The organism is Clostridium carnis (genome assembly GCF_054657435.1).
Genome location: NZ_BAAHYS010000001.1, coordinates 2416125 through 2429769, shown reverse-complemented (window position 1 = coordinate 2429769; position 13645 = coordinate 2416125). Strand labels below are relative to the sequence as shown.

Here is a 13645-nt window from a genome sequence, read left to right as displayed (position 1 = left end):
ACCTCGATAAATATAATTATCCTAAACACTTCCATCTATTTATTTTCATTATTATCTCTATCTAAAAAATATAATAATACTTCTGTTCTTTCTCTTTGTTTATCCTCAATTTTTCTTCTATCCCAATTATAAAAACCTTCACCAGTCTTAATTCCTAACTTCTTTTCATTAACTTTATTTTCTAATAACTTAGATGGTTCTGTATATCTACATAAGTCTTTAAATAAATATGATGAAATATTATTAAATATATCTAATCCGCCTAAATCTGCACTACATAATGGTCCTGTTACAGATAGTCTTCTACCATGTCCATACTCCATAGCCTTATCTACTTCTTCTGGTTTTGCCCATCCTTTTTCAACTATATACATAGCTTCTCTTAGAAGCGCTAATTGCAACCTATTTCCAATAAATCCTAGACATTCTTTTTCCATCTTAACTGCTTTTTTACCGATAAAATTAACCCAATCAACAGTTATATCAACAGTTTCCTTATCTGTTTTTTCTCCTGGCACCACTTCTACTAATGGTATTAATTGAGGTGGATTCCAAAAGTGTGCTATTACAACTCTTTCTGGATGCTTAGTATTTTTTGCTATATCAGTTGGACTAAGTCCTGATGTATTACTTGCTAATATAACCTTTGGTTTACACAATAAGTCTAATTTATTAAAAATACTTTGCTTAAGCTCTAAATTCTCTGCTACTGATTCAATTATAAAATCTGTATCCTCTGCTACTTCCTCAAGAGTTTTTACACCTTTTATTCTTCTAAGAATTTTTTCACATTCATCATCACTAAGTTCCCCTTCAATAGCTAATCTGTTTAGACTTGATATTATACTACTTATACCTCTATCTAAGCTTTCATCAGTTCTTCCATACATTTTTACATTTAAACCTGCTTTAGCTGATAAAAGTGCTATTCCATGTCCCATGGTTCCAGTTCCTAAAACTGCTACATTCTTTATATTCATTTTTCTCCTCACCTTTCCTTATAAAATTTATACTAATAATAAGAAGCCTCCAAATACAATTAATCCTGTAACTAATAAGTCTACTATACAAAATCCCATAATGTCTCTTGCATTTAATCCAGCAATAGCTAAAGCTGGTAATGCCCAAAATGGTTGTATTAAACATGCCCAAGCATCACCCCAAGCTATTGACATTGCTGCTACACTAGCATTAACCCCTAACTGTTGAGCTGCTGGCATTATTATTGGCGCTTGAAGAGCCCATTCTCCTCCACCAGAAGGTATAAATATAGTACATAAAGCAGTACTTAATATTGATAGTATAGGTAATGTATTTTGACTTGCTATTCCTATTATTCCATTTGCAATTGTTCCTCCTAATGAAACTCCACTTGCACTAGCTCCAACCATCATTCCCATTATTCCAGCATAAAATGGGAATTGTACAATAATACCTGTAGTAGCTTTTACTCCTGATGCTGCAGCATTTAAGAATTTACGAGGAGTACCATGAAGTAATATGCTTAAAAATAAAAATGTAAAATTAACTACGTTTAAATTAAGTTTAAATCCATTTTGGGTAAAATAATAAATCATATATATTAAACCCATAGCTCCTACTAAAGTAGATATTACAGGACTATTTTCTAGTTTTTGAGCTGGTGTCATATCCTTTAAACTAATAGTTTCTTTAGATGAAGCTTCACTCTCTTCTAATAACTTAGGATCTATTTCAAATATATCCTTTCCCTTTGGATGCATATAACAATTAATTATAGGTAATATTATTAAAATAGCTAATACGATAAAAATATTATAAATACTAAATATTGTTTCACTTGTTGGTATTACAGATTTTATTACTCCTGCTGAAACTGCCTCTACTTCTTTTCCTCCAGCTGCAATTGTAAGTGGTATTGATCCTGATAATCCACCATGCCAAACAACAAAACCAGAATAAGCTGATGCAATTAAAAGCCTATAGTCAACCTTTTTTACCTTTTTAGCTATTTCCTTTGCTAATATGGCACCTAATATAAGTCCAAATCCCCAATTTATCCAACAAGCCATACCTCCAACTAATGTTGTTATTACTATTGCCTGCCATGGTTTCTTAGGAATAGATGCTACTTTTTTTATTCCTTTATTAGCTATTGGAGTACTAGCTAAAGTATGTCCTGTAATAACAATTAATACCATTTGCATTCCAAATGATAATAAGCTCCAAAATCCATTATTCCAATGACTTAACATTTCTAATGGTCCTTGATTTGTTACTAGCATTCCTGCTATATAAACTATAATTGTAAGTATAGATGCAAAAATAAATGGATCTGGTAGATACCTTTGTACTAGAGCTACGCATCCATTAGTAAATTTTTTAAACATTTACATTCCCCCCATATTTTTATTAACTTAAAATATTAATTAAATTACACTTTTATTTATAGCAATAGTCATGCCAATTTCCAATTTTAGTAAATACATTGAATTTACCATATACCTCCTATATCCATATGTATATTTTTTATACATAATTTACAGCTTAACCCCCTCATGTAAAGCTATACATAAAGGTTTGTGTTTTTTTGTATATTTATTGTACATGTATAATAAATATACACTATTTAAAATCATTAACTTCTCATTTAATAAAAGCTAGTTATCAAATTAAAATTATTATAATAGTTACTAATATTTATATTTGATTTCTACTTTTCCTCTATATTATATTTCTCAATTTTTTTATATAAACTTACTCTACTTATTCCTAATAATTTTGCTGCTTTGTTTTTATTCCATTTAGTTTTCTTTAAGCATCCTTCTATTGATCTTTTTTCTACCTTTTGAAGAATATCACTTAAAGTCATTTCCTCTTGGAAAAAGTTTATTGATTTATTATTAGTAATTGCTTGTGGCAAGTGTTTTGATTCAATTATTATACTTTCAGAGTCTAAAAGATTTATAGCTCTCTCTATAACATTTTCTAATTCTCTTACGTTTCCAGGCCAGTTATAATTCTGTAACATTTTAATAGATTCTTTTGATATTCCCTCAACATAAATTCCTAGTTTATTGGCTATCTTAACTCTTAAACTATCTGCCAATATTTCTATATCCTCTTTCCTTTCACGTAATGGTGGAATTTCAACTCTCATAACATTTAATCTATAATAAAGGTCTTTTCTAAACTTTCCTTTTTTAACAGCTTCTTCTAAATCTATATTTGTTGCAGCTATTATTCTTATATCTATTTTCTTTACAGTATTTCCGCCAATTCTCTCTATTTCTTTTTCTTGAATTACTCTAAGTAGTCTAACCTGCATATCCATAGGCATTTCCCCAATTTCATCTAAGAATATTGTTCCTCCATCTGCCATTTCAAACTTTCCTATTTTTCCGCCCTTTCTAGCACCAGTAAAAGCTCCATCATCATATCCAAAAAGTTCTGACTCTATCAAATTACTAGGTATTGCTCCACAATTTATTTTAACTAATGGCCCTAATGATCTTTTACTTAAATTGTGTATTGCACAAGAATGTAATTCTTTACCAGTACCACTTTCCCCTATAATTAAGACAGTTGAATCAGTATTTGATAACAGCCTACATATTTTCTTTACCTCTATTGCCTTTTTAGATATTCCAATAATATTATCAAAAGAATATTTTTCTTTTCTTTCTTTTCCTAATTCACTTTTATAAAATTCTACTTCGTTTTTTAATCTGTTAAGTTTATTATTAAGTAAAACTAGCTCCTCTATATCTTTAAACATTATTTTACCTATAGCACCAGTTATATCTCCATTTGTTTTTATAGGAACTCTCATTGCTATAACTTCTTTATTTTTTATTACTTGTACATCACCATATTCTATATTCCCTGACTTTAATATTTTAGGTAATCTAGTATTCTCTATTATATCTTCTACATACTTTCCTTCTGGATTATCATATTGAAGAAACTCCTTATAGCATTTGCTCATCATTGTTATAATGCCATTTTTATCAACTACTACAACACACTCCTTTGTAGTATCCATAATAGTATTTAATATATCTGAACTTAAAATATTAGAAGTCATGTTAATTATATTTTCGTGAATTTCATTATCTTGAAAAATTCCTATGGCACCAATTATTTCTTCTCCACCCCATATAGGTAATTTATCTATAACAAAATTCTTTTCATTAAAATTAAATCGTATATCTAGTTCCAAACTACCTTTATATAACTGCTCTTTAAAATCAATATTTGTTATAAGATTACATATATTCTTAGCTATAAAATCCTCTTTTTTAATATTTAATAGTGATTCTGTCATATCATTTATTAGAATTATATTTTCATTTTTATCGATTATAATAAAGCCCTTATATAACCTATCACATATATCTTTAAATAATTTTTTTAAACTAACCATTTGCTCTTGGTAAGTATCTATATATAAATAAATTACTTACCAAATTCCCCTCCTTTTGTCCTATACTTTATTATGTTAAAAATAAATCAATATCTTTATATAATTTAACACAAAAGTATTTTATTACCAAACTACGAAATAGAGGTATTCCTTAGCTTTAGGAGTTATAGCTGATATTAGCTATAGTTTACTTATTTAATTGAAAATTTACATTTTTAACCAAAAATTAATATTATATCTATATACTATAATAATTTGATGATTGTTTCTTATATATTATTAAACATTTTTGTATACACAAAAATCCATGATATTTCTATCATGGATTTCATAATTTATACTAAGCTTGTCCTTTAAAATCTACCAGTAATGTAAATCTATTTTATTATATTCTCTTAGTTTTTAATCTTATCTATTTAATAAAATAGATATTTAGTATTAATTTCTAAGCAATCCAGCCCCTTTTATTATTTCTTGCTCTCTAAATAAACTTAATACAGCTTCATTATAATCACTTAACTTTTGTGATTTCTTTATTTTTTTAGCATATTTTCTATTATCTGAAAAAATAAAGATCATATATCCCCATAGTTCTTTCATTCTAAATATTGCATTCCTATCTTCATTAAATAACTCTATATATTTATTTAAAATTTCATCATGAAAATCCTTTAGTACTTCTTTATCTATATTAGTATTATTTTTAATCTCATTTATTAGCCCTGGATTTGCTAATATTCCTCTTCCTAACATTAATGATTTTACTTCATCGAAATCTTTTATAAGTTTATTATAGTCAGTAGCAGTGAAAATATCCCCATTATAACATACTTCATTAGTACTTAAAGCTAATGCATCTCTAAACACATCTAAATTAGGCTTATTTCCATAAAAATCTTTTTGTGTTCTTGGATGTATAATTAATTCTTCTAAAGGATATTTATTATAAATTTTTATTAACTCATAAAATTCTTCAGGGCTATCTTTTCCTATTCTAGTTTTTATAGAAATTTTCATATCTTTCATTTTAAATATTTCATCTAAAAACATATCAAGTTCTTCTCTTTTGGCAAGGAATCCTGAACCTCTATTTTTGGAAACAACTGTTCCAGAAGGACACCCTAAATTTAAATTAACCTCATTGTAACCTAATTCTTGTAATTTTCTTGAAGTAACAACAAAACCTTCTGAATCATTAGTAAGTATTTGAGGGACTATATTCATTTTTTTATTATTTTCAGGTAAAATATCCCTAAGTTCTTTAGTTTTAAGGCTTTTACTTTTATTAGGAACAATAAACGGTGTAAAATATTTATCTATATTTCCAAAAAACTTTTCATAAGAATTTCTATATATATATCCTGTAATTCCTTCCATTGGTGCTAAATAATGTTTCATTTACTAACTCCTTTATAAACATTCTAAGAAACATTATATCAGCCTTCTTTTTTCTTATCTACTTATTATTAATTATATTTACTTTCTTATATATCAAAGCTTATTTGAACTTCATTATTTTTCTCTTCAAAAGTTTTCATATATTTAAAGACATCCTCTATTCCATAGATAATATTATTCTTCTCACAGGTTTCTTTAATAATTTTCATCAAATTTTCATGATTCTCACTTACTACTTCATAATTTTTTCCATATTGTCTTATATATCTTTCTTTTAATCCTTTAAAGTACTTATCTAAATTTCTATAATAATACTCTCTATTTCCATCTCTTAATGTTAATCCAATACCAAATACTATAATTCCTTTAACTTTAGCTTTTATACAATAATCTAATATTCCTCTTATATTTTCCTCTGTATCATTTATATAAGGTAAAATAGGACTTATCCAAACTACTGTAGGAATTCCATTATCATTCATTATCTTTAAAACTTCAAATCGTTCTTTTGTTGTAGAAACATTTGGCTCAATAATCTTACATAATTCTTCATCATAAGTTGTTAATGTCATCTGGACAACACACTTTGCTTTATTATTTATGCTCCTTAGTAAATCTAAATCTCTTAATATTCTATTTGATTTAGTTTGTATAGCTAATCCAAATCCATATCTTTCAATTATCTCTAAGGCTTTTCTTGTATTCTGAACCTTTTCTTCTAGATGAATATATGGATCACTCATTGCTCCTGTTACAATTATACATTTTTTTCTTTTTCTCTTAAGTGTATCCTCCAATAACTGTGGCCCATTAACCTTAACCTCTATATCCTCAAAAATATGATTCATTCCATAGCAAATACTTCTAGAATCACAGTATATACACCCATGAGTACATCCCCTATAAATATTCATCCCATTATTACTAGATAGTATCCCCTTTGCTATAACATTATGCATGTAACTGTAACTCCCTTCTAAATAATTCTCTTAATAATTAGTTCAATGAAATCTAAATATCAATTTTAGCATTATCAAAATCTGAATTTAAATATTCTTCAAAATCAGCTTTATAGCTTCTATCTAAATTCATCTGGCAAATTTCACTACAAGCTTGTGCAACTGCCTTTTCCATAATAACTTTTCTAAAAGACCTCCAATAATTTTTCTCATATTAGGATCATCACTACTTGTAATAATACTAAATCTCACTACTATTTTTCTTTTAAATTAACAATTTCATAATTCATATTTATAACCTCCATATATTTGATAAGGTTATTATACTTATATTAATCTGACAACTATATGTCATATTAAGAATAATTAAAAAGCCACTCACCTTTAGGATATTCAATAGTAACAATAAAACTACCATCATCTAGCTTTCTAAAATCTTCAAACTCATCGTATACTCTATATGCCATTTTAGATGAAATTCTCATTAAATAGTTCTTTGTGATACTTCAAATCTATCTGCTAACTCCTTTGCAGTTACAATATTCTCTTCTAAAAGAATATATATAATTTCAAATAATCTATCTACTTACATAATATTTTTGTACCTCTCCTCTACTTTCAAATCCCTTTTATACTAATTTTACTATTATATATTACAAATTAAAATAGCCCTATATTATTGATGTTGCTTTTATAAAATCTTCCTTTCTATAACTTTATTTATATAGCTCATACCTAATTTAATAGTATTTTCTATTAAAAATTATAAAAAAATTAATAAATTTAATATAAATTTAACAAAATTATAATAATTTTAATTTTTGTTCAAATTTAATTGAAAATGATTATCATTAATGATATTATTTGAACAAGGTTTAATTTTCCAAATCAGCCTTTTATTCTTTATTTACTAAATAAAATAGTTATTAAAAATTTTTTAATATTAAAAATAGGAGTGATTATATGAAAAAGTCAGAAAAATTCAACAAAAGACTAAGTGCTATCGTAACTACAGCTTTAATTATAGCTGGAACATCTCAAACTGTATTTGCGGATACAAATGTCCCTAACTCAACTAATGTGTCTATAGAAAACAATAAATTAAATAATGAAGCAAAATGGATTGATATAGATACATTACCTAAAATAGAATCATCACAGCTAGGAAAGTTTTGGGAAAATTTTGATAAATACAGAATAAAATTCCCTAGCACAACAAAAGCAGAATCTGAAAAATTCGAAAAATATATAAAAGCTATAAATAACACAAATGATGTAACAGTAAATGGAATTAAATATGATAATACTAATCTTGTAAGCGAAAAAAATGCTTATCACGCAGGATTATTGGGGCTTGATCTTAATCCAAGTGGATTTACAGAGGAAATAAATACAATTCTTGTTAAAGCTAATGGATATAATGATATGGAAATAATCATAAAAAAAGATGGTACTTTAGTAAGTGAGAGAGAAATAAGTTTAAATGCAGCAGTTATAGATAGTGCTGATGATAAAAAAGCTATATTACCTAAAGTAGAAAATGTAAAATATGATAAGTTTTACTCAGACTTTATGAAATGCAGAATTAGTTTTATTTCCACACCAGATAATGAATGGAATTCCGTAAAAGCCTATAGAGATTCTATTGGACCTACAAGTAATATAACTGTAAATGAAGTTAAATATACTAATTCATATGATTTAAATAAAGAAAATACTTTTAACTTTTCTTTAATGGGACTTGAACTTAACCCAAGTGCATTTAAAAATGGATTAAATACGGTAGTTATTCAAAATAATGGATATGATGATATGACTATAAAAATAAAAAAAGATGGTGAAACTATGAGCCTAGTTAACCCATCAAATGAAAGTGTGAATAATTCAGAACCTGAAGTAACTACCATTACAGATAATATAGAAAGTAGTATTGATGATTCCCGAGTTTGGAGATCTATAACTTCACTCCCTAAAATAACTAACTCAAGATATGGTGAAATTTATGGAAGAGTTGAATATGAAATAAGCCTTGAGAAAAATGATGCATTAAATGACTATATAAAGGCTGCAGATCCTAAAAATCCAAATACTAATCAACCTGAGGTAACTGTAAATGGGGTTAGATATTATGATGACTTCAGTTTTGGAATAAATGGATATCATTTAAGTTATCTTGGAGGTTTAGAATTAAATGATGCCGCATTTACGGAAGATGTAAATACTATAATTATCAAAGTAGATGGCTATAATGATATGAGAATAAAAATAAAGAAAGATGGGACATTAATAAGCCAAGAAGAATCCCCTTCATTAACTGCAACAACAGAAAAAATTAGAATTATTAATATAAAAAAAGCTATATATACACTACCTGGTAAACCTATTAATTTAATGGAAAATGTATCTGCTACTGCAACTGGTAAAGAAAATATAGATTTAACTGATCAAATAAAAATTGATACTGGAGACTTAGATATTAAAAATCCTAAAGAAGGAACTTATGAAGTAACCTACTCTGTAACTTATAATGGACAAACTGAAACTGTCAAAAGAAAAGTAGTTGTTTCTGATTCTACTATACCAACTGATAACCTTGAGGATGGAGTTTATACAATAAGATTTAAAGCATATAGAGCTGATATTCCTGAAAACGAATCAATGTTATCTGGTTTCTTTGACGAAAAAGTAAAAGTTACAGTTAAAGATGGTAAAATCACCTTAACAATGTTAAATACTCATTATGCCTATAGCATAATAGATTTTTGTATAAAAAGTGATGATAAATATATAAGTGCCAAAAGAGAATTTGTAGGAGAAAAAAATTCTATAGGTGAATATGAGATGCAAATATGCGAAATTCCAATATCTGACTTAAATTCAAATCATATGGGAGCTGTACTTGTAGGTATGATGGGTGGTAAAGTAAGCGATATAGGAAATTACTCTGAATATAAAGAAGTTATCTTTGTATTTGATAAAAACTGTTCTAAAGGTTGGACAGGATTCGAAAAATTAGATAAAAAAGTAAATCTTAATATCAAACCAGATGTTGATTCTCAAGTGAAACCTAATACAGAATCTAATGTTAAACCAGAAATTAAATCTAATGTAGATTCTAAAGTTAAAGCTAACTCAGAATCTGCTATAAGCACTGAAATAAAAGCAAATGCTACACCTGAACAAACTAAAACAACACAAAAAGAAATTAAAAACAAAACATTACCTTACACTGGTGCAAGATTCAATAGTAATCTTTTATCAATACTAGGAACTATAATAGCAGGATTAGGAGTATTTTTTGCAAAAAATAAAAGACTTTAAAAATTTATACTTACAATCGTTAGTTCTTAGAATAATTGTAAAAACTTTAAATTAGGTTTATTTATATAACTGGAAATTTCATTTCCAGTTATATTTTTATATTTAAATTTAAAAATAATAATGAATCCCTGCCTAAATAACAATAAGATACATATATGAAGCCTTAGTTAAAATAAATTATATTTTATAATATCCATATACTTAAATCATATATAACTAAATTGTTTTTCCCTTGATCTTGTTTCTTCCAAATAAGAATATTAATCTTTTATTTTTAAAATTAATACTCTTCATAATTTTTATTACCACCAATAAAACTTATACTTAATTAACCTAAATTAAACAAAAGTAAAAATATTAATAATACTAAATTGGATTGATATAACAAATTAATACACCTAAAAAATGGTATGGTGGAGGCGAGGTGTATATAACCTCCATACTAATTTATATTAAAACAAATACTTTCATAATATAAATAAAAGTGGATTATTAAAAACCCACTTTTATACTGTACACAGACTTCTTCTAAATAACTGTTCTAACATTATTAGAATTTAGGATTTATCTCTTCCATCTGTATTCTTTTTAAATCTTTTTGTCTTAGTCTTGTTTCTTCCATTATTTTATCCCAAGACTCACCTTCTATTATCATTTGCTTTGCTTTTTCATAAATTTGATTTTTAGTTTCTCTATTCATTGTATTCCTCCAAATAATATTTTCTTTCATATTATTTGTAAAACTTAAATCAATTATTACACATAAAATATAAAAAAGTTTTCTTAAACTAAACCAATATCATTTCTAAAGTATTTATCTGTAAATTCTATATCTTCAATATTTTTGTAGGCTTCATTTCTTGCTTCTTCTACTGTTTCTCCAACGCCTATAACTGAAAGTACTCTTCCTCCGTTAGTTTTTAGAATACCATCTTCAAGTTTGGCTCCTGCTAGAAATACTTTTTCTTTTATTTCTTTTGATATTTTTATTTTATATCCTTTTGTAAAGTTTCCTGGATATCCCATTGATGCTAGTACTACATTTACGCATGTACCTTTTCTCCATTTAACTTCTTTTTTGTGTAGTTCTTCTTTTAGTGCTGCTTCTATTAGTTCTAGCAAGTCGCTTTCCATTAGGTACAGTACTGATTGTGTTTCTGGATCTCCCATTCTTACATTGTATTCTAGAAGATATGTTCCTTTTTTAGTTATCATAAGACCAAAGAATATTATTCCTTTAAAATCAAAGCCCTCTTTTTGTATTCCTTCTAGTGTTCTATTCATTATGTTTTCTTCAAAGTCTTTTTTAACTTCAGCTGTTACATATGGATTTGGTGCTAAAACTCCCATTCCCCCTGTATTTGGTCCTTTTCCACCATCAAATACTTGTTTATGATCTTTCGCTGATAGGAATGGTATAATTGTTTTTCCATCTGTTATTGAAAGTATTGATGCTTCAACTCCATCTAAGAATTCTTCTATAACAACTTTATTTCCTGCTCCTTTAAAGATATCATCAATCATAAATGATTTAATAGTGTCTTTTGCCTCTTCTTTAGTTTGGCAAATTGCAACACCTTTACCGGCAGCTAATCCATCAGCTTTAATAACTATAGGATATTCACAGTTTTCTAAATAATTAAGTGCTTTATCTACATTGTAAAACACTTGATATTCAGCAGTTTTAACTCCGTATTTTTTCATAAAGTCTTTTGAAAAACTTTTACTTCCTTCAAGTTCTGCCCCTCTTTTATCTGGTCCAAAAATTTTAAGGTTCTCTTCTTTAAATAAATCTACTATTCCTTTTGTTAATGGTTCTTCTGGTCCAACTATAGTTAAATCTATACTGTTTTCCTTAGCGAAAACCACTAATTCATTTATATCAGTTATATTTATATTTTCACACTTATTACAAGTTCCTGTTCCACCATTACCAGGTGCTACAAATATTTTTTCAACCTTATCACTTTTTGCTAGTTTCCAGGCTAAGGCATGCTCTCTACCACCAGATCCAATTAACAATAACTTCATATATAATACCTCCAAATAAAACTCTTATTAATGTTTGAAATGTCTAATTCCTGTAAATACCATTGCTATACCATGTTCATTGCAGGCATCAATTGATTCTTCATCTCTCATTGAACCACCTGGTTGAATTATTGCTTTTATTCCATTTTTAGCACATGTATCTACAACATCTCTAAATGGGAAGAATGCATCTGAAGCTAGAACTGTAGCTCCTTTTCCTCTTTTTAAAGCTTCTTCTGTAGGCCAAATTCTATTAACTTGTCCTCCACCTACACCAACTGCTACACCATCTTTTATTGCAACTATAGCATTTGATTTAACATATTTAACTACTTTCATGCCAAATATTAAATCTTTCATTTCTTCTTCTGTAGGTACTTTTTTTGTTACTACTTTTATATCTTCAACTAGTTTTATATCTTCTTCTTGAACTAATATTCCACCATCAACTGTTACCATAAACTTTTTATCTTTTGGAGTATTGTTGCATTTAATTACTCTTAAATTCTTTTTAGTTTTTAAAACTGCTAAAGCATCTTCATCAAAATCTGGTGCTGCAACTACTTCTAGGAATATTTTTACCATTTCCTCTGCTGTAGCTTTATCTATTTTTCTATTTACTGCAACTATTCCACCAAATATTGATGTAGGATCTGCATTGTAAGCTTTAGTATAGACTTCAAGTGGAGTTTCTCCTATAGCTACACCACATGGAGTATTATGTTTAAGTCCGCAACAAGCTACTTCTTCAAATTCACATGCTACTTTCCAAGCTATATCTAAATCTTTTATGTTGTTATATGAAAGTTCTTTTCCATTTAGTATTTCAAAACTATTCATAGCCCCATCAAATTCTGTACTGCTATAATATGCAGCCTTTTGATGTGGATTTTCTCCATATCTTAAGCTTTGTTTCTTTTTATATGAAACTGAAAGATATTCTGGATATTCTTCATCTCCTAATAGGAAGTTTGAAATTGCAGCATCATATGCACTCATAAGGTTAAATACTTTTCCTGCTAATTTCTTTCTAAGATTAATGCTTACTTCTCCCGTTTTTTCAAGTTCTTCCATTACGTTCTTATAGTCTTCCTTATTAGAAATAACTACTACATCTTTAAAATTCTTAGCAGCAGCTCTAAGCATTGTTGGTCCACCAATATCTATAAATTCTACCTTTTCATCAAAGGTTAAATTTTCTCTAACTTTTTCAAAGAAAGGATAAAGATTAACTATAACCATATCTATAGTTTCTATATCTCTTTCTTTTATAGTATTCATATGTTCTTCATTATCTCTTATTGCTAATATTCCAGCATGTATAATAGGATGTAAGGTCTTAACTCTTCCGTCTAACATTTCAGGGAAGTTTGTTACTTCATTTACTTCTATAACATTTATTCCATTATCTTTTAGGTGTTTATATGTTCCACCTGTTGATATAATCTCTACTCCCTTTGAAGCTAAAAAATTTGAGAAGTCTAATACTCCTTCTTTATCAAATACACTTATTAAAGCTCTTTTTATCATG

11 protein-coding genes and 1 pseudogene are annotated in these 13645 nt (G+C 27.4%); 1 reads left to right on the top strand and 11 read right to left on the bottom strand.

Features of this window, described 5'->3' with window-relative positions:
* Positions 1 to 35: 35 nt before the first annotated feature.
* From ACYQ1T_RS11755 to ACYQ1T_RS11720, 8 genes and pseudogenes are all read right to left on the bottom strand, one after another.
* Positions 36 to 980 (bottom strand): 3-hydroxyacyl-CoA dehydrogenase family protein, encoded by a 945-nt coding sequence (locus ACYQ1T_RS11755; RefSeq protein ID WP_459834935.1) that lies wholly within the window; start codon positions 978 to 980, stop codon positions 36 to 38.
* 27 nt (positions 981 to 1007) lie between these two features.
* A complete protein-coding gene (locus tag ACYQ1T_RS11750; protein WP_459834932.1) occupies positions 1008 to 2369 on the bottom strand; it encodes a short-chain fatty acid transporter in 1362 nt (453 codons plus the stop codon).
* Positions 2370 to 2692: 323 nt separating this feature from the next.
* Positions 2693 to 4405 carry a sigma-54 interaction domain-containing protein gene (locus ACYQ1T_RS11745; protein ID WP_459834930.1) on the bottom strand — a complete coding sequence of 571 codons (1713 nt, stop codon included), beginning with the start codon at positions 4403 to 4405 and terminating at the stop codon, positions 2693 to 2695.
* 438 nt (positions 4406 to 4843) lie between these two features.
* Positions 4844 to 5803 carry a tRNA dihydrouridine synthase gene (locus ACYQ1T_RS11740; protein WP_459834928.1) on the bottom strand — a complete coding sequence of 320 codons (960 nt, stop codon included), beginning with the start codon at positions 5801 to 5803 and terminating at the stop codon, positions 4844 to 4846.
* An 86-nt stretch (positions 5804 to 5889) separates the two neighbouring features.
* Positions 5890 to 6762, bottom strand: coding sequence for an SPL family radical SAM protein (locus tag ACYQ1T_RS11735; RefSeq protein ID WP_459834926.1), 873 nt, complete (start codon positions 6760 to 6762; stop codon positions 5890 to 5892).
* Between the two features lie 52 nt (positions 6763 to 6814).
* On the bottom strand, positions 6815 to 6937 hold the full coding sequence (locus tag ACYQ1T_RS11730) for a hypothetical protein (RefSeq protein ID WP_459834924.1): 123 nt from the start codon (positions 6935 to 6937) through the stop codon (positions 6815 to 6817).
* Positions 6938 to 7118: 181 nt separating this feature from the next.
* Positions 7119 to 7247: a hypothetical protein gene (locus tag ACYQ1T_RS11725; RefSeq protein WP_459834922.1), complete on the bottom strand. Its 129-nt coding sequence runs from the start codon at positions 7245 to 7247 to the stop codon at positions 7119 to 7121.
* A gap of 2 nt (positions 7248 to 7249) precedes the next feature.
* Positions 7250 to 7330: pseudogene (locus tag ACYQ1T_RS11720) on the bottom strand (HTH domain-containing protein); the annotation flags it as partial.
* A 395-nt stretch (positions 7331 to 7725) separates the two neighbouring features.
* Here ACYQ1T_RS11720 and ACYQ1T_RS11715 point away from each other — a divergent pair.
* The gene (locus ACYQ1T_RS11715) at positions 7726 to 10083 is read left to right on the top strand and encodes a hemoblobin-interacting domain-containing protein (RefSeq protein WP_459834920.1); all 2358 of its coding nucleotides are present in this window, start codon (positions 7726 to 7728) and stop codon (positions 10081 to 10083) included.
* A 550-nt stretch (positions 10084 to 10633) separates the two neighbouring features.
* On the opposite strand, the gene ACYQ1T_RS11710 is transcribed toward ACYQ1T_RS11715, so the two are convergent.
* From ACYQ1T_RS11710 to purH, 3 genes are all read right to left on the bottom strand, one after another.
* Positions 10634 to 10783 carry a hypothetical protein gene (locus ACYQ1T_RS11710; RefSeq protein WP_459834918.1) on the bottom strand — a complete coding sequence of 50 codons (150 nt, stop codon included), beginning with the start codon at positions 10781 to 10783 and terminating at the stop codon, positions 10634 to 10636.
* Positions 10784 to 10866: 83 nt separating this feature from the next.
* Positions 10867 to 12114: a phosphoribosylamine--glycine ligase gene (gene purD, locus ACYQ1T_RS11705; protein ID WP_459834916.1), complete on the bottom strand. Its 1248-nt coding sequence runs from the start codon at positions 12112 to 12114 to the stop codon at positions 10867 to 10869.
* A gap of 27 nt (positions 12115 to 12141) precedes the next feature.
* Positions 12142 to 13644, bottom strand: a complete 1503-nt coding sequence (gene purH, locus ACYQ1T_RS11700) for a bifunctional phosphoribosylaminoimidazolecarboxamide formyltransferase/IMP cyclohydrolase (protein WP_459834913.1) — start codon at positions 13642 to 13644, stop codon at positions 12142 to 12144.
* Between the last annotated feature and the right edge of the window lies 1 nt (position 13645).